This is a genomic window from Pyxidicoccus sp. MSG2 (genome assembly GCF_026626705.1).
Taxonomy (GTDB): Bacteria; Myxococcota; Myxococcia; order Myxococcales; family Myxococcaceae; genus Myxococcus.
This window is the reverse complement of record NZ_JAPNKC010000001.1, coordinates 1347210-1368624: the sequence shown is the minus strand read 5'-3', so window position 1 is coordinate 1368624 and position 21415 is coordinate 1347210. Positions and strand designations below refer to the sequence as shown.

Here is a 21415-nt window from a genome sequence, read left to right as displayed (position 1 = left end):
GCTCCAAGCATTAATTTGGAGGTATGACCGGGCGCGACGCGGATGTGGACCGAGGGCAGGTCTTCAGACCCCGCAGGGTGCTGGCGGCCTCGATGGCCGTGGCGGGGCTACTCTGGGTGGGGGTGCTGCTGTACCTGTTCCGTTTCGACGAGGTACCGCTGAAGACCTTCCTCTCAGCGGGGTTCTTCGTCCTCTTCTTCGGTGTCTCGCTCACCTACTACGCGCGCACACGCATCGTCGTGGACTCGGGGGGCATCACCTACCGGGGCATGGTTCGCACCCGGCATTTCTCGTTCTCGGACATCCGCAAGCTGGACGTGTTGCCCGGCCCGGTGACGGTCTACGCCATCCGTGGCCAGTGGGGCTTCGTCCACTTCACCAGCTTCTTCCAGCACCACCAGCGGCTCGCCCGGATTCTCGTGGAGCGCGCCGGCCTGGCGCCGACGTGAGCGCTTCCTCGCTTCGGGTTGGCGTGAAGGTGACGATGCGCGCCGTGCGAGTGTCGCGGCTCCTCAGCCACTGCCCGCCAGCGCGTAGGTGACGACGAGCCCGGCGAGTGCCGCGAGGGCGCCGAGCCCGATGAGCCACCACTCGCCTCGGGCCTTCCTCGGCGGTGGACTTGCTGCAACCCCATCCGTACCCGGGGGCGCTTGCACCTCGGGAGTCGTTGCAGTGGCTGGAGCCGGGGCTTCTCCAGGCGCCTGCTCCACGGGGGCCGGGACGGCCTCTGGCGGTGGAGCCGGTGGAGGCGGCGGCTCCTCCACGGGCGCCTGGAAGCGCAGCAGCGAACGACCCAGCTCGATGACGTCTCCATCCGCCAGCGGGGCGCGTCCCTGGACGCGCTGGCCGTTGATGAAGACCCCGTTGGGGCTGTCCAGGTCCTCCAGCGTGAAGCCCACCTCTCCGTGAAGAATGCGCGCATGGGTCCGGGACACGGCGCGGTCGCGCAGGCGGAGCGTCACTTCGCTGCCCCGGCCCAGCTCCGTGCGCGCCTCCGCGAGCGCATGCGTGCGGCCCACGTCCAGGCCCGTGAGGCAGGTGAGGGTGGCCGCGCGGGAAGGGCCCGGTTCCTCCGCGCCGGTGAGCAGGCCCTTGAGCACGGCCACGGTGCCCACGCCGCGCTCCGCCACATTCTCCCGGAGAACCCGCAGGCACATCTCCTCCGGCAGGCCGAGCACCTCTCCGGGCATCACCAGCCGGGAAACGCCGGGAGGGGCGAGGACGCCATTCACGGAGAACGTGCGCGCCGCCTCCACCATGAGCCGCTGCGCTTCGATGCGCAGGGTCAGCAGCCTCGGGGGCAGTCCGTCCAGCCGGATGTGGTCCTCGGAGCCGCCGCCCAGCAGGTGCTGTCCCTCGGACAGCTCGAACGGCGTGGTGGTGCCCAGGTGCTCGAATTCGAAGCGCATGGCCCGGCGTTGGAGCAACGGCCGGGCCGGCGTGAGGCCCTCGGGTTCCGCGCGGTTGCCCGACGGGGGCGTCCACGCCCGGCGAAGGCCGTCCATGCCCCGGGATGGCCGTCAGCCCGAGTCACCCGGGAAGGCAGGGCTCACGCCGCGTGGTCGACACCGGTGGCCACCGCACCCGGAGCTCCGGCCGGCAGCCGCGTGCCCGGGTACACGGATACCTCCGAGCCATCCGCCACGAAGGCCGAGCTCGGCTTCCCGCGCAGGAACGGCTCGAAACGCGCGCCGTACAGCCCGCGGACGTCGCAATCCAGCTCCGTTCCGTCCGCCTGCCACACGGACCAGCGCGGGTGCTCCACGCGGTACTCGGCGCAGCCGCCGTCCCGCTGTGGCGTGTAGCCCCAGTAGTGCTCGGTGATGAACTCCTCCTCCGAGCCCGGCGCGCTGGCCTGGGGCGCGCCGCGCGTCCGCGCCGACAGGTGTTGCCAGCGTCCACCGGCCTTCCATGCGTATTCCAGCCGGCCCGGCGTGCCCTGCTCCGCGTCCCGCATCTCCACCGTGTGGCGCATGGGCAGCGCGACGTACGGCTCGTTGTAGAGGACGCGTGCCACCGTGGCGATGGCGAGCCGTGGGACGATTTCCTTCACGAACGCCACGCCGCGCCGCCAGCCCTCGGGGCCCCGGTGGCGCACGTAGTAGCGCAGGTTGACCTCGTCGAAGTTCTGGTGGAACGGCACGGCCAGGCCGCGCACGCGCGTGTCCAGGAAGCGGAAGCCCACCATGCTGGCGAAGGCCTTGCCCTGCCACGTGTCCAGCTCCGTCCCATGAGGCACGAGAGGCCGGAGCATCTCCGGGTCCACCTCGTAGTTGAGCATGACGAGATACCGCCACGTGGCCGTCAGGAAGGGGCGCATGCACCTGTCGTAGCGCGCGCCGCGTCCGCCCGTCCAACCTGCCCGGAGGCACCCGCGTCCGGGGCTGATGGGACGCAATGCCCGGGCTGTTCCGTCCTGGCCCCGCGGCGGTCCGCCCCAACCTCCGTGAAGCCCGCTAGGATGCCTGGCCCCGATGCGCTTCTCGCCCACAGTCCTCGTCCCGCTCCTGACGCTCACGTGCCTCGCCGCCTGCCGCGACGAGCAGGCCGGTCCGCCCCAGCGCGCGCAGCGCCTGCCCGCGCCCACCCAGGCGCGTGCGCTGGACACCGCGCCGTCGGACCTCACCTTCCGCAGCGGCGCGACGTTCGCCGGAGGCACGGTGGTGTACCTGGGCTCGAAGGTGACGCCGGAGAACGCCGCGCCCGGCGAGCAGGTGCGCCTCGCCCACTACTTCCAGGCCACGCGCCCGCCGCCGAAGGGCTTCGGCTTCTTCGTCCACGTGGTGGACACCGCCAGCGGGGGCATGCTCTTCAACGCCGACCACGAGGTGCAGGGCGGCGCCGCGCCGCTCGCGTCGTGGCCCGTGGGCAAGGTCATCGAGGACGTCCACTCCATTCCCATGCCCAACGTGCCCGCGCGCGTGATGCTCGGCTTCTGGCGCGACGACGAGCGCCTGCCCGTGGACGACGCCCGTGCCCAGGACGGCGCCCAGCGGATGCTGGGCCCGCAGCTCGGCGGCGCCGCTCCCGAGCTGCCCGAGTACACCGTCGGCCGCGTGACGAAGGCCCCCGTCATCGACGGGGTGCTCGACGACGCCGCGTGGAAGAACGCCCGGCCCGTGGTGCTGCGCGGCAGCTTCGACGGGCGTCCCGTGCAGCTGCGCACCGAGGCCCGCCTCGCCTACGACGACGCCAACCTGTACGTGGCCTTCGACAGCGAGGACCCGGACATCTGGGGCACGCTGCGCAACCGTGATGACTCCATCTACGAGGAAGAGGTGGTGGAAATCTTCCTCGACGCCAACGCGGACGGGCGCACGTACAACGAGCTGCAGGTGTCCCCGCACAACGTCATCTTCGACGCCTACTTCCCCGCGCGCCGCCAGGGCATGGACCGCACCTGGGACTCGGGCATGAAGACGGCGGTGAAGGTGCGCGGCACGCTGGATGACCCGTCCGACAAGGACCAGGGCTGGTCGGTGGAGATGCAGATTCCCTTCGCGCGCCTGGCGGAAGTCCCCCATGTGCCGCCGCAGAAGGGCGACCGCTGGCGCTTCAACCTCTACCGGCTGGAGCACCCCGGACGGCGCACGGTGGAAGGGCAGGCCTTCTCACCGCTCTACGTGGGTGACTTCCACGCGCTGCCGCGCTTCGGCTGGCTGACCTTCCAGTAGCGAAGGTGCCCGCGCTCAGGCGTGCGGGGTGATGTCCCAGTGGGCGTCCGCCACCGAGCGCTCGGACGGGTCGCCCAGGAAGCGCAGGAAGCCGCGAAGCTCCAACGTGTCGACGAGCTCCTCGGCCTCGAGCTCCGAGAAGCCCTTCATGTGCACGAGCACGTCCCTCATGAGCGCCTTGCCGCGCAGATAGCCGACGGGCTCACCGGGGCCGAGCGTCTGCTTCAGCTCGGCGGTCAGCTGCTGGAGATCCAGGTCCTCTGAAATCATCGCTCGAAGGGTGTTGATGCTCCTCCCCGACGGCAACCCGGGCCTCCTCCGGCGGAGGCTCGCGCGGCAGATAGGAGAGCAGCCGGACGTCCTGCCCATCACTCTCCACGGTGACGGCTCCGTCCAGGTCTGTCCGCCAGCACTCACTTCCCATGGCCTGGTAGCGCGCCTCCACCTCCGGGTGGGGGAAGCCGTAGCGGTTTCGCCGTCCCACGCAGAAGACGACATGCCGGGGCCGCGCCTTCGCGAGCAGGGCCTTCGTGGACGAGGTCCGCGAGCCATGGTGCGGTGCCTTCATCACCGTCACCTCGCCGACCTGCTCGAGCAGTGCGGCCTCACCGTCCTCCTCCACGTCACCCGCGAGCAGCACGGTGACGGCACCATGCCGCACCCGCAGCACCACGCTCCGGTCATTCACGCCCTCCAGCAACTCGCGCTCCAGGGGACCGGGAGGCCCCAGCACCTCCACCGTCGCCTCGCCCAGGCGCAGCGATGGGTGGCCGGCCTCCACCTCCTCGACGCGTGCATCGCGCGCCGCGGCCACCACCTGCCGCGACAGCGGCCCGTCTCCGTCTCCCGCGGGCATCCACAGCCTCTCGGTGGGCACCTGCGTCAGCGCCGAGGCCAGGCCCAGCGCATGGTCCGGGTGCGGATGCGACAGCACCGCGAGGTCCAACCGGGAGATGCCCGCCTGTTTGAGGTAGGGCACGACGAAGCGCGCGCCGGTGTCCATGCCCCCGGGCACGCCGCCTCCGTCCACCAGCGCATGGTGTCCCCGCGAGCTGAGCACCACCGCGTCGCCCTGGCCCACCGAGAGGAAGGTGACGCGCAGGCCCGGCTCCGGCAGCAGCCCCGGTGCCAGCATCGTCCCAGCGAGCGCCACGGGCGCCAGCCACCCGCCCAGCCGCCACCGCCCCGTGCCGAGCGACCACGTCAGCAGTCCCGCCGCGTACAGCGTCGCCGCCAGTCCGCCCAGCGCGGGCACTTCCACCGTGGCCAGGGGCGCCGCGGCGAAGAGGCAGGTGATGGCCAGCAGCAATTCGGACGCCCATGCGCCGGCCCACAGCACCGGCGTGGCGAGCACGGGCGCCACCACGAAGAGCGCGGCCCCTCCCGCGGCCAGGCCCGTGAGCAGCCCACAGAGGGGCAGGGCGACGATGTTGGACACGAGCCCCGCCAGGCTCACGCGCCCGAAGGCCGCGGCCACCACGGGCAGTCCCGCCAGCGTGGCGGCGGCGCTCGCGCTCAAGGTCTGCGCCACCGCCTCGCGCGCCTGCCCCCACCACCGTCGCACCCGGCGGGGCTCTTTCGGGTCCGGTGGGGCTAGGGGCAGGGCCTCGCGCAGCGGAGGTGACAGCAGCACCAGTCCCAGCACCGCGAGGAACGAGAGTCGCAGCGACAAATCCATCACGCTGGAGGGCGCCCACGCCACCAGCACCACCGCCGCGGCGGCCAGCCCGTTGAGCCCATCCGCGCGCCGCCACAGGGCCAGCCCCAGCAGCACCACCGTGGCCATCACCGCGGAGCGCACCGCGGGCGGCTGGTTGCCGGTGAAGAGCACATAGGCCCAGACGAAGGGCACCGCGGCGGGTGCCGCCACCCGCCGCGCGTCCAGCTTCCGCCACCGGGCTCCGGCACGCACCAGCCCGCGTCGCAGCAACGCCAGTGTCATCAACGCGAGCGCCGCCACGTGCAGCCCGCTGACGCTCAGCACGTGCGCCAGTCCCGCGCGGGAGAACGCCTCCTCCCACGCGTCATCCAGTTCCGCGCGCTGTCCGGCAGCCAGCGTGAGGAACAGCGCCGCCGCGTCCTTCGACGGCGCCACCGCATGCACCGCCACCGCCAGCCGCGCGCGAGTCTCCTCCAGCGCGCTCCGCCAGCCCGGGGCAGGGGACAGCACCAGCACGCGCCCCGCGTCCGCCCCACCGGTGAAGGCCACACCCTGCCGCCGCCGCGCGACGCCGAAGTCCTTCTCCCCCGGATTGCCGGGCGGCACCTCCGGCGCGAGCCGCGTCTCCACCCGCACGCGCTGCCCCGGCAGCAGGGCCACGGGCGCACCGCGCAGCGACAGGCTCACCCGGAAGCGCGTCGGCTCCAGCGGCCCGTCGGGAGCCCCGGCGCGAGCCACCGCCAGGCGCACCCGGCTGGCTCCGTCGAAGCGCTCCACGCGCTCCGCCTCGCCCTCCAGCACCACCGGGCCTCCGGCCGTGAGGCCCGCCGGCACCTCCACCCGCGCCTCCCAGCAGGCGAGGCCCGCTCCCGCGGCCCACAGTGCCCCGAGCACCGCGAGGTGGGCACCAGGCAGCCGAGCGAGCGCCAGTCCGAGCGCTCCCAGCAAAACCGCGCAAACCAGAAATGGCAGCGGCTCCAGCAGTGTTGCTGGTGCGCAGAGGGCGCCGAGCGTGAGGCTTAGCGCGGGAAAGAAGAGAGGACGCGTCCCCAGGTCGCGCCACGCATGACGATCCACCGCCCGACCCCCACCCGCCACCGCCGTCACGTGGGCTCGCACAACTGGCGACACCGCGTACGAAAACCGACAACCTAGTCGGACGCGTAAGGGGTGGTCAAGGCGTTATCGTTGCCCGTGGATGTGGTTTGTGGTAGTAGTGCCCGGCTGAAAGGCCGGCATCGAGTCTTTCAAGGAGGCAGTTAGTGCAGACCAGCTTCAAGACTGGTGACAAGGCGGTTTATCCGGGCCAGGGCGTCGGTGAGGTCATGGGTATCGAGCACACCGAGGTGGCCGGGCAGCGCCAGTCCTTCTACGTGCTGCGCATCCTCGAGAACGGGATGCGGATCATGATCCCGATCAACAAGGTCGGGTCGGTCGGCCTCCGGGAGATCATCAGCGAGGAGGACGTCAAGCAGGTCTACTCCATCCTCAAGGAGAAGGACATCTCGGTCGACTCCACGACGTGGAACCGTCGCTACCGGGAGTACATGGAGAAGATCAAGACGGGCTCCGTCTTCGAGATCGCCGAAGTGCTGCGCGACCTCTACCTCCTGAAGGGTGACAAGGACCTGTCCTTCGGCGAGCGGAAGATGCTCGACACGGCGCGCTCGCTGCTCATCAAGGAGCTGTCGCTGGCCAAGGACTGCTCCGAGGAAGAGATCGAGTCGGACCTGAAGAAGATCTTCAACCTCGCCTGAGTCGCCGGGCCCACGCCCGAGACTCCCCGCCCCGGGTTCCCTTGATGGGAGCTCGGGGCTTCGTCTTTTCACGTCACGCCATGCCCACGCCATGAGCGAGCCGCTGTCCACATCGACGGAGCAGGAGGAGCGAGACCGCCGCATCGCCGAGCTGGAGGCGCGGCTGTCGCGCCGCCGCGTGGGCGTGAAGCCGCTGGCGGCGGTGCTGGCCATCGTCGTGGCCGGGGCGCTGCTGGCCATGCAGCGCCGGGATCTGGCGTACTTCTTCTCCCCGCGGGCGCCGCTGACGTTGGGCACGGAGGGCGCGTACCGGTACGAGGCGCTCGTCTCCAACCGCTACGCGCAGGTGCACGGCATCCCCACGGCGCGAGGCGCCTACGAGCGCGCCGACGGCGGCCTCTACGTGCTGGTGGGGCTGCGCGAGTCGCCCCTCGTCGTGCGCCGGGGCGCGCTGGACGGGGAGCAGTGGACGCAGGGACGGCCGCCGCCACAGCCGGACCAGCGGCCCTTCGCCGTGCGCGGGCGGCTCTTGTCGGAGGAGGAGGCTCCGCGCTACCGCGAGGCGCTCACCCTGCTGCGGAGCATGGGCGAGCTGCAACCCCACGAAGGCCGGCTGTGGCTGCTCATTGAAGGGGAGCAGCCGGGAGCGGACCGGGGGCTCGTGCTCGTGTCCCTGGCGCTCGTCGCCTTCATCGCCCTCAACGCGGTGCTGCTGGTCAAGGGTCTGCGGCGGCGCTGAGCCGCGCGAGCAACTCGCGGGCCTCGCGGTGGTTGGCGTCGTACTTCAGCGCCTGCTCGAAGGCGGCGCGCGCCTGGTCCACGCGGCCCGCTTTTCCATGCTCGGTGCCCGACTGCACGTGCAGGTCCGCCAGCCGCTTGCGCAGCTGCGGGCCGTGCCGGCTCCGGCCCGATGTGAGCGCCTCGTCCACCGTCACCGCGGTGGTGAGATGGGTGATGGCGCCCGACAAATCCCGCTGCTGCTGCGCCTTGCGGGACTCGGCCTCGGCGTACTCGAAGCGCGCGAGCTGGGAATACAGGGCGTTGAGCTTCGCCGCCCTGGCCCGCTCGCGCGCCGCGGACACCTCGCCGGCCGCGTAGCGCTTCAGCACGGCCGCTTCCGCCGGGGAGACCGTGCCAGCACGTCCCTTCGCGTCTCCCGCCGCCACGTCGTGGGCGGAGGGGCCCGTCTCGGAGCGCTCCAGCTTCGCCACCCCGCGCGCCACGTCCATGGCGCTGGGACCGGGGGACACCTCGATGCGCACCGCGGGCGTCCGGGCCTCGGCGCTCGCCGGACTGTCGGCGGCCACGGGATGCGCTGCCGCTTCCTCCTCCCCGGACGCAGTGGTTCGAGGTGCCTCGCCAGGTGCCGCTTCCACGGCCCCGGACGCAGGGGTTCGAGGTGCCTCGCCGGGCGCCGCCAGGGCTTCGGCCGCGGCGTTTCCGAGTGCCTCGCCGGACGCTGGAGCCTGCGCTCCGGACGCCTCGACGGACGGTCCCGCCATCGGGGCTCCGGCATGGGCGTCCGAGCCGCGCTTCGCCTGGAACTCCGTGCCCGTGGCCTCCGGCCGTGCCTCCATGGAGGCCAGTTGCGTGACGGACGTCGAGGGATTCGCGCGGCCTCCGGGCGCGGGGGGGATGTCCGCGTCGCTGCCTCCGAAGTTCACCGCGATGACGGTGACGAGCGCCGCCACGGCCGAGCCCACGGCCGCCGCGATGAGCGCGATGCCGAGCGTTCCGAGCCCCTTCTTCCCTCCGTCCGGGAGGGTGTTGGTGGCGGTGACGATGGGAACGCCCAGGGCGGGCGTGCCGCCCGGGCCGCGCAGCCGCAGCAGCGCGTTGCCCATGGAAATCTCGTCACCCGGCATCACTTCCGCCTCGGCGGTGACTCTGTTCCGGTTGAGGAAGGTGCCGTTCTGGCTGCTCAGGTCCTTCAGGAAGAAGCGGTCCGCCCGCCGGGTGAGCTGCGCATGGCGCCGGCTGATGGACGGGTGTTGCAGGCGCAGCTCCGACGAGGACGAGCGACCCATCACCAGCGGGCCCTGCTTCACGGGCACGAGCTGCCCGACGCCGGGCCCCCGCTCGACGTACAGGAAGGCGGGCGGATGGCCGGGGTCCGAGTACTCGTGCGCCCAGTCGAACCGTGGGGCCAGCTCCCGGTCATTGCTCTCGCGCCCGCTGCCCTGGCGGCGGCTGCGGCGCGAGCCGGCGGGGAACTGGGGCACGCGCTGCGGGCGCGGGTCGTCAGCCCTCAGGGGGTCGACTTCGTCATCATCGAAGGGCAGCTCCACGTCGGAGTCCTTCGGCGCCTGCGTACCCGGCGGGCGGGGAGGGCGGGGCGGGCGCTTGGGATTGGGTGGAGCCATGCGGCCATTCTCCCTGATTGGGGGCGGCGTGAAGCGTTGTCCGTTCCAAGCATCCGAAGTTTCCCAGCGGCAGTGCACGCTACCGCGCAACGCCGCCCAAAACCCGCGAATCCCCGGTGAATGCTGGCCTGTGTGGGGACCGCGATCCTAGAGTGACGGCCACACCCACGACTACGGACACAGGAGGATTGCCGCACGTGACCCCGCCAGCCATCCGGCTCTTCAACACGATGACCATGCAGAAGGAGCTGCTGGAGCCCGCCACCCCTGGCGAGGTCGGGGTCTATGTGTGTGGTCCTACTACGTACAGCTACATTCACATCGGCAACGCGCGCACCTTCACCTCCTTCGACGTGGTGGTGCGGTACCTCCGCCACCGGGGGTTCAAGGTGCGCTACGTCCGCAACTACACCGACGTGGACGACAAGATCATCAAGGCCGCCGCGGAGACGGGCGAGACGGCGGTGGAGCTGTCGAACCGCTACGTGGAGATCTTCCGCGAGGACGCGCGGGGGCTGCACCTGCTGGAGCCGGACGTCTCGCCGAAGGTGAGCGAGCACATCCCCGAAATCATCGGCATCATCCAGAAGCTCGTCGACAACGGCCACGCGTACGCGTCCCAGGGCGACGTGTACTTCTCCGTGAGCAGCGACCCGGACTACGCGAAGCTCTCCAAGCGCCACCTGGACGAACTGTGCGTGGGCGAGCGCGTCCAGCCGGGCGAGCAGAAGCGCGAGCCGCTGGACTTCGCGCTGTGGAAGGCCGCCAAGCCGGGTGAGCCCGCCTGGGAAAGTCCCTGGGGACCGGGCCGGCCGGGCTGGCACATCGAGTGCTCGGCGATGAGCGCGAAGTACCTGGGCGAGACGTTCGACATCCATGGCGGGGCGCTGGACCTCATCTTCCCCCACCACGAGAACGAGATTGCCCAGAGCGAGTCCGCCAACCGCAAGCCATTCGCGAAGTACTGGATGCACTGCGGCTTCCTGGACCTCGAAGGCGCGAAGATGTCCAAGTCGCTGGGCAACGTGGTGCGCCTGCGCGACGCCCTGTCCAAGGTGGACGCGGAGGCCCTGCGCTTCTTCTTCCTCTCCACGCACTACCGCCACCCGCTGAACTTCGCCGACAAGGCGCTGGCGGACGCGGAAGCGCGCCTGGAGTACTTCTACGAGACGCTGCGCAAGGTGGACGACCGCGTGGCGGGCAAGGACTTCGGCAAGGGGCCGCTCCACGGCGAGCCGCACCGCTACTTCGCCGAGTTCGAGTCCGCCATGGACGACGACTTCAACAGCGCGGGCGCGCTCGGCGCGCTGTCCGGCCTCTTCGTGCTGATGAACGAGCTGGTCGACAAGCCGCCGGTCAAGGACAAGGCGCTGGTGGGCCGCACGCTCCAGGCCCTGCGCGAGGACGTGCGCCGGGTCTCCGGCATCCTTGGCATCTTCGAGGACGACGCGGGCCCGTGGCTCCTTCGCCGTCGAGACAGGGCGGTGCGTGAGCGGGGCATCGACGTGGCGGAGGTCGAGCGTCTGCTCGGCGAGCGGACCGCCGCGCGGGCCGCGAAGGACTTCGCCGCGGCGGACCGGGTGCGTGGCGCGCTGAAGGAGAAGGGCGTGGAAATCATGGACACGCCTGCTGGGACGACGTGGAAGGTGGCCCCGGCGCAGGGCTGACGCGGCTGCTGCATGGGCCCGGAGCTTCGTGTTAGGGCTCCGGGCACCATGAAGCATCTGGTGCCCCTGCTCCTCGCCCTCTGTGCCGTCCCCGCGCTCGCGCAGCGCACGCCGCTCGTCACGCCCGCGGAGAAGGCCGCGTCCGCGGTCATCGTCCCGGACGTGCTGCGTGCGCACGTGCGCTTCCTCGCCCACGATTTGCTCGAGGGCCGGGGCCCCGGCACCCGTGGAGACGCGCTGGCGCAGGCGTACATCGCCGCGCAGTTCGAGGCGCTGGGCCTCAAGCCCGCGGGCACGGACGGCTCGTACTTCCAGCAGTTCGACCTGGTGGGCATCACCAGCCACCCGAAGGGCCTCACGTTCCGCGCGCCGCAGGGCACGGTAGAGCTGAAGTTCCACGAGGACTTCATCGCCGTCTCCGGCGTGCAGGCGCCCGAGGCGAAGCTGGAGGACTCCGAGCTCGTCTTCGTGGGTTACGGCATCCAGGCCCCCGAGTACGAGTGGGACGACTTCAAGGGGATGGACCTGCGCGGCAAGACGCTGCTCATCCTCAACAACGACCCCGAGGACGACCCCAAGCTCTTCGCGGGCCGCACGCGCCTCTGGTACGGCCGCTGGGATTACAAGTACGAGCAGGCCGCGAAGGTGGGCGCGGCGGGCGCCATCATCATCCACACCACGCCCAGCGCGGGCTACCCGTGGCAGGTGGTGCAGACGTCGTGGACGGGGGAGCAGTTCGAACTGCCCGCCACCGAGGGGCCGCGCACGCAGGTCAAGGCGTGGACCACCGAGGCCGCCACGCGCCGTGTGCTCGAGCTCGCCGGCAGGGACCTGGACGCGCTCCGGGCCGCCGCGCAGCAGCGGGACTTCCAGCCGGTGCCGCTCGGCGTGAAGGTGTCCGCGCGCTTCACCAGCGAGGTGCGCCGCAGGCCCACCGCCAACGTGCTGGCGATGCTGCCCGGCAGCGACCCGAAGCTCTCCCAGCAGGTGGTGCTCTACAGCGCGCACCACGACCACCTGGGCATGAAGCAGGGCGGGAAGCCGGGCGAGGACACCATCTACAACGGCGCGCTCGACAACGCGGCCGGCGTGGCGGCGATGCTGTCGGTGGCGAAGGCCTTCCGCGAGCTGCCCCAGCCGCCGCGCCGCACCATCCTCTTCGCCGCCGTGGCCGCGGAGGAGCAGGGCCTGCTGGGCTCGCAGTACCTCGCCGAGCACCCACCCGTGCCGGCCGGCCGCGTCGCCGCCAACATCAACATCGACGGCGCCAACATCCACGGCCGTACGAAGGACCTCACCGTCATCGGTCTGGGCAAGTCCAGCCTGGATGCCACCATCACCGGCCTGGCGAAGACGCAGGGCCGGGTGGTGAAGGCGGACCAGCTCTCCGACCGGGGCTTCTTCTACCGCTCGGACCAGTTCAACTTCGCCAAGCAGGGTATCCCCGCCGCGTACTTCGGCAGCGGCATGGACTTCGTGGGGCGGCCGGAAGGCTGGGGCAAGCAGCAGCGCGAGGCGTGGGAGGCGAAGCACTACCACCAGCCCTCCGACGAGCTGCGTCCGGAGTGGGACCTCACCGGTGCGGTGGAGGACGTGCGCCTCTTCTTCCTGCTGGGCGCGAATGTCGCCCGGGCTCCGGAGATGCCGCGCTGGAACAAGGGCGACGAGTTCGAGGCCGCCCGCCTGGAGTCCCTGGAGGCGCTGAAGGGGGGCGCGTCGAAGTAGGCACGCGCTCCGTCCTCCGTTCGACGGGCAGGCACGAACCAGCGGCCTTCCCCTCCGTGGAGTGTTAGATCCCACGGATATGCCGGACTTCCAGATCGTCAGTGACCACAAGCCCGAGGGCGACCAGCCGAGGGCCATTGGAGAGCTCACGGAGGGCGTCCTGCGGGGCGACCGCTACCAGACCCTCCTGGGCGTCACGGGTTCGGGCAAGACCTTCACCATGGCGAACGTCATCGCCAACGTGAAGCGCCCGTCGCTGGTCATCGCGCACAACAAGACGCTGGCCGCCCAGCTCTACGGCGAGTTCAAGACGCTCTTCCCGAACAACGCCGTCGAGTACTTCGTCTCGTACTACGACTACTACCAGCCCGAGGCCTACGTCCCCTCGACGGACACCTTCATCGAGAAGGACTCGTCCATCAACGACAACATCGAGCGGATGCGCCACTCGGCCACCCACTCGCTGCGCACGCGCGACGACGTCATCATCGTCGCCTCGGTGTCCTGCATCTACGGCCTCGGCGCGGCCCGCAGCTACGTGGACCTGGCGGTGCGCGCCGGCGTGGGCGAGGAGATGGGCCGCGACACCTTCATGCGCCGGCTGGTGGAGGCCCAGTACGAGCGCAATGACCTCGACTTCCACCGCGGCACCTTCCGCGCGCGCGGCGACACCGTCGAGGTGTTCCCCGCGTACGAGGAGGAGCGTGCCGTGCGCGTCTCCTTCTTCGGCGATGAGGTGGAGAAGATCACCGAGTTCGACCCGCTGCGCGGCGTGACGATGGGCGCGCTGGACAAGATCGTCATCTTCCCCGCGAGCCACTACGTGGCCGGGGAGGAGGTGCGCAAGCGCGCCCTGACGACCATTCGCGACGAGCTCTCCGAGCAGCTCCAGGCCTTCAAGCGTGACGGCAAGCTGCTGGAGGCGCAGCGGCTGGAGCAGCGCACCATGTTCGACCTCGAGATGATTGAGCAGGTCGGCTACTGCAGCGGCATCGAGAACTACTCGCGCCACTTCTCAGGCCGCGCTCCGGGCGAGCCGCCCCCGTGCCTCATCGACTACTTCCCGCGCAACCTGATGGTCTTCATCGACGAAAGCCACCAGACGGTGCCACAGATTGGCGCCATGTACCGGGGAGACCGCGCGCGCAAGGAGACGCTGGTCAGCTTCGGCTTCCGCATGCCCAGCGCACTCGACAACCGCCCGCTGAAGTTCGGTGAGTTCGAGGAACTGGTGCCCCAGGTCCTCTTCGTCTCCGCGACGCCGTCCGAGTATGAGCTGCAGAAGTCCCATGGCGTGGTGGTGGAGCAGATCATCCGCCCCACCGGCCTGACGGACCCGGAGGTGGAGACGCGTCCGGTGGGCAACCAGGTGGACGACCTGCTCGAAGAGGTGCGCCTGCGCGTGGCCCGCAAGGAGCGCGTCCTGGTGACGACGCTCACCAAGCGCATGGCGGAGGACCTCACCGAGTACTACGCCGACGTGGGCGTGCGCGTGCGCTACCTGCACTCGGACATCGACGCGATTGAGCGCATGGCCATCATCCGCGATCTGCGCAAGGGCGAGTTCGACGTGCTGGTGGGCATCAACCTGCTGCGCGAGGGCCTGGACATCCCCGAGGTGTCGCTGGTGGCCATCCTCGACGCGGACAAGGAAGGCTTCCTGCGCAGCCACGTGTCGCTCATCCAGACCATCGGCCGCGCGGCGCGCAACCTCCACGGCCGCGTCATCATGTACTCGGACAGCATCACCGACTCCATGAAGAAGGCGCTGGACGAGACGACGCGCCGCCGCGACATCCAGCGGACGTACAACCAGGAGCACGGCATCACCCCGCGCTCCGTGAAGAGCAACATCACCGACCTGTCCGAGCACAGTGCCTACGACGCGGGGGACGCGGGCGCCCTGCCCATGGCCGCCGAGGGCGAGGACGACCTGCTCGAGCCCAAGGAGATCAAGCGGCTCATCGCGGAGTTCACCAAGGACATGCTCGCCGCCGCGGACGAGATGCAGTTCGAGAAGGCCGCCGAGTACCGCGACAGGGTGCAGTTGCTCAAGGACATGGACCTGGGGCTCAAGCCCGCCTCGCGCTCGCTCTTGAAGGCTCCCGCGAAGAAGGCGGAGGACGAGCCGGCGCGAGGCCGCGGCAAGGGCCGGGGGCGCGGAGGCGGTGGTGCTGGGGCGCGGGCTCGGGGCCGTCGGTAGTCGTCGGGAGACCGCGCGAACATGGACGTGAAGCTCCAGGAGAAGCTGGACGCCCTTCCCACCGAGCCCGGCGTGTACCTGATGAAGGACCGCCGGGGGCAGATCATCTACGTGGGCAAGGCGGTGAACCTGCGCAACCGCGTGCGCTCGTACTTCACGCGCACCGGGGACACGCGCGTCTTCGTGTCACTGTTGGATCAGTTGCTGGGCGACCTGGAGACGGTGCTCGTCCACAACGAGAAGGAGGCGCTGCTCCTCGAGAACGAGCTGATCAAGAAGCACAAGCCGCGCTTCAACGTCCTGCTCAAGGACGACAAGCAATTCATCTCCTTGCGGCTCGACAGGACGCAGGCGTACCCGCGCCTGGAGGTGGTGCGCAAGTACGAGAAGGACGGCGCGCGCTACTTCGGTCCGTACTCCAGCGCGGGCGCCATCCGCGAAACGCTGCGCATCATCAACCGCTACTTCCGGCTGCGCACCTGCACGGACCACGTGCTGGCCAATCGCAAACGGCCCTGCCTGCTGTTTCAGATTGGCCGCTGCCCCGCGCCGTGCGTGCACCCCGTCCCCGAGGAGGACTACCGCCGCAGCGTGGACGAGGTGACGATGTTCCTCGAGGGCAAGGCCAGCGAGCTGGTGGAGGGACTGCGCCTGCGCATGAAGCGCGCGTCCCAGGAACTGAAGTTCGAGGAGGCCGCGCGCCTGAGAGATCAGCTCAGCGCGATTGAACGCAGCCTGGAGCGGCAGAAGGTGGCCACCACCGACTTCAAGGACCAGGACGTGTTCGCCCTCCACCGCGAGGGGGACCGCATCCTGTTCTACGTCCTCTGGGTGCGGCAGGGCCGACTCAACGGCGGGCAGGCCTTCCCCTTCGGCAGCCAGGAGTTCCCGGACGCGGAGCTGCTCTCCTCGTTCGTCAACCTCTACTACGACCACGGCAGCTTCGTGCCGGAGGAGGTGCTCCTGCCGCTGGAGCCTGACGACGGCACCGAAGGCCTGGAGGCGCTGCTCAGCGAGCGCAAGGGCGAGCGTGTCCGGCTGATGGTGCCCAAGCGCGGTGAGAAGCACGACCTGGTGCTGATGGCGGTGAAGAACGCCGAGCAGGCCTTCCTCGAGCGCCGCCGCACCAAGGACGAGACGGACGGCGTGCTCTCCCGCCTCCAGCAACGGCTGGGCCTGCGCAACTTTCCGCGCCGCATGGAGTGCTTCGACATCTCGCACTTCCAGGGCTCCGCCATCGTCGCTTCGCAGGTGGCGGTGACGGACGGCGACACGGACAAGTCGCGCTACCGCAAGTACAAGATCAAGACGCTGGACAAGCAGGATGACTTCGCCAGCATGTACGAAGTGGTGACGCGCCGGCTCAAGCGGGGGTTGGAGGACAATGATCTGCCGGATCTGCTCGTCATCGACGGCGGCAAGGGCCAGCTCGCCAGCGCCCACGCGGCCATGAAGGACCTGGGCGTGGACACCGTGGACGTGGTGGGCCTCGCCAAGAGTCGTGATCTGGAGGTCTTCGACCGGGACGCGGAGAGCGCGAAGAGCCCCGAGCGTGTCTTCGTGGTGGGGCGTAAAGACCCCATCGTCCTCCAGCAGAACTCCGCGGAGATGTTCATGCTCACGCGAATGCGGGACGAGGCGCACCGCTTCGCGATCACCTTCCAGAAGCAGGTGCTGCGAAAGAGCCGGGTGCGCTCGGCGCTGGAGGACATTCCCGGGGTGGGGGAGGTGCGGCGGAAGATGTTGCTGCGCCACTTTGGTTCGCTCAAACGGGTGGGTGACGCCTCCATCGAGGAATTGGCGGAGGTGGTGGGGCCCGCGGTGGCCGAGCGGGTCCATGCGGGACTCCATGGCCACCCGGAGGAGGACGCGGAGGACCCGGTACGTCAGGCGTCCCTGGACGACGCCAGCGAACCGGTGAACGAAAAATCGCAGGGAGGGTCGCCACCCGGTGCAGCGTGATTAATTTCCGCTCCAGAACCGAGGGGGAAGCGCGCTGGAACCGCGAAGTTCCCGGGGTTTTTCATTGCGACTGGGCTCGGCGCTGATTTATAGCGGTTCACGATTCCGAGCATGTTTTAGAGAGGGCGAGGGACCGACATGAGGCTGTATCCGAAGGTGATCCCGATCATCTCGCGCGAGGGAATTCAGCAGCTCATGCAGGACGGGGACATCGAGGTGGAGCCGATGCGCGTGGCTGACGCCGAGATGGACCTGTCCGCCATCATGCGCGAGTACCTCGCCAACGAGGAACGTGTGAACCAGGCGACGCGTGAGGCGCTGGAGCGTCGCGGATATGACTACTCGAAGTTCAACCAGGTGAAGCGCGAGATGGCGGATGTTCGCGGCTTCAAGATGGGCGACGAGGGCATCGAGTACGTCATCAACCAGATGATTGAGTTCCTGCTCATCAGCCGGAACGTCGAAGAGGTATACGCCGCCGACAACGTGCTGCGTCAGAAGATCTTCGCGGTGATGAAGCGGCACCTGGACGTGGACGACGAGATCGACAAGGAGGCCCGCTCCCGGCTGAAGCACCTGCAGGAGGGCACCAGCGCCTTCGACATCGAGTACAACAAGACGGTCGAGCAGATCCGCCGCGCCCGGGGTCTCATCTAGCCTTCAGGAGAGGGGACTGCCGTTCCCCGCTCCGCTGCCTACCTTGTGAGACAAGGAGGCAGCGTCGATGGCGGGACCCTTTTTCTCCACGTTTCTACTGTCCGGTTTCCTGGCTGCCACGCCAGGCGGGTTCACGTTCGAGGGCCGAGAGGCCAGCGCGAGGACCGAGCAGCCGGACGGCTTCTTCATCCAAGGCCCACTGCCCTTCACCGACCTGGCCGAGGACGGCACGGGTAGCGCTTCCCTGTCCGTGGAGGACAGGGTGTCCCTGCCCGGCGCCACGTACGGCGACAAGGGGCAGCTAGCGGCCACCTTCCGGCTGGGAGGGGTGGAGTACCGGGTGGAGCTGACCCAGCCCGGCTTTCCGCCTCCGCAGGTGAGGGGACAGGCCGCCTCGGGCCCGCTTCCCCGCCCGCCTCCGCACACCATTGGCGGCGGGGTGCTGCTGGACGTGCCGCTCTACGGCGACAGCGGGCTGGGCTGGGCGGCGATGACGCGCACGCATGCGGCGGTGGCCGTGTGGGGCGTGGGCAGCGTGTGGCGCAACGGGCAGCTCCTCACCGACACGGCCTTCGTGCACGCGGCCGCGCTGGCCGCGGGCACGTACGCGGATGACGACACGCACCGGCTGCTGCGGCAGGCGCGCTTCGGGGACACGGAGCTCGTGGTGGTGCTGTGGAACCTGCCCCCGTCGATGGAGCCGCGCGGCTTCATCCAGTTCGTGTTCGAGGACGTGGCCATCACCGTCGACGGCACGTCGGTGCCCTCGCGAGCCGTGGTGGAGAACACGGGGAACCCGCCGGCGGACTTCCGCACGCTGACGCCCACGCCACCCACCACCATTCTCGGCGCGCCGCTCACCGGCTCGCCCGAGCCCGCGCCCGTGCCCGCGACGGGCATGGGCGGCAGCGGCACCGCTTCGACGGACTTGGCCACGGCGCCTGGCGGCAGCCCGGAGACGACGCCCGGGGCCGCGACGGACGTGGGCGTGGCGGGCGGTGGCCGGGACATCGTCGCCACCGAGGGCGGCGGCATCGTGGCCGTGGGCGGGGCCACCACCGGTACCGGAGGCTCGGGGACGACGGGCACCGGGACGACGCCGGAAGGTGGCGCCGCGGGCACGGGGACGGGCCTGGGGACGAGCGTGGCCGGCGGTGGGACGACGACGACGGGGGCGCCCCTTCCGGCCGCGGAGACCGGGGTGGTGGGCGGGCCAGTGACGGCGACGACTCCGGCGCCCGCGGAGGGCTCCGGGGCGCTGGGAGGGACGGGGCAGCCGTCGGTGGCGGGCGTGGCGGGTGGCGCGCTGGTGACGCCGCCCGGCTCCACGGTGGGGCCGTCGCTGCCGGGCTCCGAAGTCCCGGGGCTTCCGGTGACGCCGGACGTGACGAGCGGCACCTTCCCCGTCACGGGGGCGCCGAATCCGCCGGTGAACATTTCGGGCTCCCTGCCGGGCACGCCCGCGCCGGGCTCTCAGCCGGCCGCGGAAGGCGCGGTGGTGCCAGGGACGGCGCCGCCGGGGTCGGCCTCGGGCTTCGGGCCGGCGACGAGCACGTTCGCCACCGCACCGGGCGGCGCGTCCACGCTGGGCTTCTTCTCGGTGCAGGCGGTGACGCCGGGTACGTTCGACGCGTTCCTCGGGACGGCCCAGTCGAGCACGGGCATCATCGCGACGCCGCCGCCGCTGAACTCGGACACGGCGACGCCTCCGTCCGCGCTGCTGGGCTCGCCCGCGCCGCTCACCGCGGGCCAGGCGCCGCCGCTGCTGGGGACGCCCGCGCCGCTCACCGCCGCCCCGGCCACGCCGCTTCCGGCCACGCCTTCGCCGGGCAACGTGACACCCGGTGCGAGCACCAGCACCGCGGCACCTGCGGCACCTGCGGCACCCGCGACCTCTCCCGGCGGGACAGGGGTTCCGCCCAGCATCTGACAGAAGGAGGGCCCGTGCCCTCGCGCGTGGCGGCTTCAGCGCAGGCGCGTGGGGACGTAGCCCTGGCGCTGCATGCCCGCGGCCTGGGACAGGCGCTTGCGGAGCTGGACGATGACGTGGTGCAGGTACTCCACCCGCTGGAGGACGCGGAGGTCCTCGCCCGCGTCCAGCAGCGTCACCGGGGACAGCTCCTCGGTGCGCAGCGTGTCCAGCAGCTCGGTGAAGTGGGCTCCCACGTCCCCGAGCGCGTCGAGCCCCTCGCGCAGGTCATCCTCCAGCAGGTCCACGAGGACCTTCGCGTCCGTGCGGGCGGGGAGGGAATGGGTCAGGCGCTCCATGGCCACGCGGACCGGGTCGGCGCGGCGCGGTTGCGCGGAGGCGGCGAGGGCGAGGGCCGGAGGGGGCATGCCCATGACGCTACAGGCCGGTAGCACTCCGTCAATTTTCCGGATGCCCCCGCGCGCGTTCGTCAGAGCGAGCCGAGGAACTCCACCAGCGCCGCGCGGTCGACGGCGGACAGCACGCGGAAGCCCTCGCGCGACGTCTCCGCCTCGCCGCCGTGCCAGAGGATGGCCTCCTCCAACGTGCGGGCCCGGCCGTCGTGCAGGAATGCCGCGTAGGGCAACACGGTCTGCGTCAGTCCCAGGCCCCACAGCGCGGGCGTGCGCCACTCCGCACCCGAGGCCGCGCCGTCCGGCCGGCCGTCCGCGAGCGCCGGGCCCATATCGTGGAGCAGCAGGTCCGTGTACGGGTGGATGCGCTGGTGCTCCAGTTCCGTCACCGCGTGCGCGCCCGTCTCCAGCGTCTCGCGGTGGCACTGCTCGCAGCCCAGCGTCTTGAAGAGCCCCTCGCCGCGCCGCACCTCCGCGTCGTCCAGCGCCGTGCGCGCTGGCACCCCCAGCGACTGCGCGTAGAAGACGGCCGCGTCCAGCGTGTCGCGCGAAATCTCGTGCGTGCCGTCCGTCTCGGGGAAGAGGGGATTGGTCACCCCCATGTCGTTGACGTACGCCTCCGCGGACTGCTGCGCGAGGTGCGGGCTGTTCGCCTTCCAACCGAACCGCCCCGGCGCCAGCGCGCGGGCCGCCACGTCCCAGACCTCGTTCAGCCGGCCGGAGACGCCGTCCCCGTTCCGGTCATCCGCGTCCTCCAGCGCCCGCAGCGTGGACACGTCCACCGCCTCCAGCAGTCCCAGGCCGAACACGGGCGGGGGCAGCCGCAGCGACGTCAGCAGGCGCTCGGGGAGCGTGGAGCCGTTCCTCGGGGTGATGCTCACCCGCGGCGCGCGCAGCGAGTACGACGTGCCATCCGCGTAGCGCCCCGGTGTCTCCATCCACTCCAGCGCGACGGCGGCCTCGGGCTGCACGCCGTAGTTGGACTGGTCCTGTACCTGGAAGCCGAAGCCCGGCACCGGCACGGCGCCGTTGGGGTGGTCCGGCGTGCCGTCCGGCAGGCTCACCCGCACCAGCAACTGCGTGCGCTGCGGGCCGGAGCCCATCACCGGCATGCCGCGCCCGTTGCGCAGGTGGCAGCCGTTGCAGGACGTGTTGTTGTAGGTGGGCCCCAGCCCCGGGTTGACGGGGGCGGGGCCGGGCACGAACACCGCCTCGAAGGCCGCGTCGCCCAGCCGGTGCCGCTCCTGGTCCTCGGGCAGCAGGTTGGGCGCGGGCTGGGCGAAGGCCAGCGACGTGCGGTCATCGATGGTGGTCGCGCCTCCCGCGCGCGGCGGCTCGGACGGCGCTCCCGGCGCCTCCTCCCCACAGCCCGTGGCCCACAGCAGCAGCGCTCCCACCGTCAATGCACGTCGCATGGCTTCCCCC

17 protein-coding genes are annotated in these 21415 nt (G+C 70.7%); 10 read left to right on the top strand and 7 right to left on the bottom strand.

Annotation, left to right across the window (positions count from 1 at the left end; translation table 11 throughout):
- Positions 1–23: 23 nt before the first annotated feature.
- On the top strand, positions 24–449 hold the full coding sequence (locus OV427_RS05655; RefSeq protein ID WP_267855080.1) for a PH domain-containing protein: 426 nt from the start codon (positions 24–26) through the stop codon (positions 447–449).
- Between the two features lie 63 nt (positions 450–512).
- Here OV427_RS05655 and OV427_RS05650 read toward each other — a convergent pair whose 3' ends face one another.
- Together OV427_RS05650 and OV427_RS05645 are read right to left on the bottom strand one after the other, a co-directional pair.
- Positions 513–1409 carry an FHA domain-containing protein gene (locus tag OV427_RS05650; protein ID WP_267863371.1) on the bottom strand — a complete coding sequence of 299 codons (897 nt, stop codon included), beginning with the start codon at positions 1407–1409 and terminating at the stop codon, positions 513–515.
- A 140-nt stretch (positions 1410–1549) separates the two neighbouring features.
- Positions 1550–2320, bottom strand: coding sequence for a YqjF family protein (locus OV427_RS05645; RefSeq protein ID WP_267855079.1), 771 nt, complete (start codon positions 2318–2320; stop codon positions 1550–1552).
- Between the two features lie 154 nt (positions 2321–2474).
- Here OV427_RS05645 and OV427_RS05640 point away from each other — a divergent pair, with 154 nt between their 5' ends.
- Entirely contained in the window at positions 2475–3674 is a 1200-nt protein-coding gene (locus OV427_RS05640; RefSeq protein WP_267855078.1) for a carbohydrate-binding family 9-like protein, read from the top strand.
- A gap of 15 nt (positions 3675–3689) precedes the next feature.
- On the opposite strand, the gene OV427_RS05635 is transcribed toward OV427_RS05640, so the two are convergent.
- Positions 3690–3944 carry a hypothetical protein gene (locus tag OV427_RS05635; RefSeq protein ID WP_267855077.1) on the bottom strand — a complete coding sequence of 85 codons (255 nt, stop codon included), beginning with the start codon at positions 3942–3944 and terminating at the stop codon, positions 3690–3692.
- Positions 3877–6411 (bottom strand): DNA internalization-related competence protein ComEC/Rec2, encoded by a 2535-nt coding sequence (locus OV427_RS05630; RefSeq protein ID WP_267855076.1) that lies wholly within the window; start codon positions 6409–6411, stop codon positions 3877–3879. Before OV427_RS05630 ends, OV427_RS05635 begins: the two co-directional genes overlap by 68 nt.
- A 185-nt stretch (positions 6412–6596) precedes the next feature.
- Between OV427_RS05630 and OV427_RS05625 the strand changes: the two genes are divergently transcribed.
- A complete protein-coding gene (locus OV427_RS05625) occupies positions 6597–7091 on the top strand; it encodes a CarD family transcriptional regulator (protein WP_013939202.1) in 495 nt (164 codons plus the stop codon).
- A 91-nt stretch (positions 7092–7182) separates the two neighbouring features.
- Positions 7183–7830 carry a hypothetical protein gene (locus OV427_RS05620; protein ID WP_267855075.1) on the top strand — a complete coding sequence of 216 codons (648 nt, stop codon included), beginning with the start codon at positions 7183–7185 and terminating at the stop codon, positions 7828–7830.
- On the opposite strand, the gene OV427_RS05615 is transcribed toward OV427_RS05620, so the two are convergent.
- The gene (locus OV427_RS05615; RefSeq protein ID WP_267855074.1) at positions 7808–9454 is read right to left on the bottom strand and encodes an FHA domain-containing protein; all 1647 of its coding nucleotides are present in this window, start codon (positions 9452–9454) and stop codon (positions 7808–7810) included. The two genes, OV427_RS05620 and OV427_RS05615, sit on opposite strands and share 23 nt — an antisense overlap.
- 197 nt (positions 9455–9651) lie before the next feature.
- Between OV427_RS05615 and cysS the strand changes: the two genes are divergently transcribed.
- From cysS to OV427_RS05585, 6 genes are all read left to right on the top strand, one after another.
- A complete protein-coding gene (gene cysS, locus OV427_RS05610) occupies positions 9652–11121 on the top strand; it encodes a cysteine--tRNA ligase (protein ID WP_267855073.1) in 1470 nt (489 codons plus the stop codon).
- Between the two features lie 48 nt (positions 11122–11169).
- Positions 11170–12846, top strand: a complete 1677-nt coding sequence (locus OV427_RS05605; protein ID WP_267855072.1) for a M28 family metallopeptidase — start codon at positions 11170–11172, stop codon at positions 12844–12846.
- Positions 12847–12925: 79 nt separating this feature from the next.
- Positions 12926–15049 carry an excinuclease ABC subunit UvrB gene (gene uvrB / locus OV427_RS05600; RefSeq protein ID WP_267855071.1) on the top strand — a complete coding sequence of 708 codons (2124 nt, stop codon included), beginning with the start codon at positions 12926–12928 and terminating at the stop codon, positions 15047–15049.
- A gap of 21 nt (positions 15050–15070) precedes the next feature.
- Positions 15071–17011 (top strand): excinuclease ABC subunit UvrC, encoded by a 1941-nt coding sequence (uvrC, locus tag OV427_RS05595; RefSeq protein ID WP_267855070.1) that lies wholly within the window; start codon positions 15071–15073, stop codon positions 17009–17011.
- A gap of 138 nt (positions 17012–17149) precedes the next feature.
- Positions 17150–17668, top strand: a complete 519-nt coding sequence (locus OV427_RS05590) for a DUF507 family protein (RefSeq protein ID WP_163996900.1) — start codon at positions 17150–17152, stop codon at positions 17666–17668.
- A gap of 67 nt (positions 17669–17735) precedes the next feature.
- Complete coding sequence (locus tag OV427_RS05585; RefSeq protein ID WP_267855069.1) at positions 17736–19598, top strand: hypothetical protein; 1863 nt, start codon at positions 17736–17738, stop codon at positions 19596–19598.
- Between the two features lie 35 nt (positions 19599–19633).
- Here OV427_RS05585 and OV427_RS05580 read toward each other — a convergent pair whose 3' ends face one another.
- Together OV427_RS05580 and OV427_RS05575 are read right to left on the bottom strand one after the other, a co-directional pair.
- The gene (locus tag OV427_RS05580; RefSeq protein WP_267855068.1) at positions 19634–20005 is read right to left on the bottom strand and encodes a hypothetical protein; all 372 of its coding nucleotides are present in this window, start codon (positions 20003–20005) and stop codon (positions 19634–19636) included.
- Between the two features lie 62 nt (positions 20006–20067).
- Positions 20068–21405, bottom strand: a complete 1338-nt coding sequence (locus OV427_RS05575; RefSeq protein WP_267855067.1) for a di-heme oxidoredictase family protein — start codon at positions 21403–21405, stop codon at positions 20068–20070.
- Positions 21406–21415: the final 10 nt, after the last annotated feature.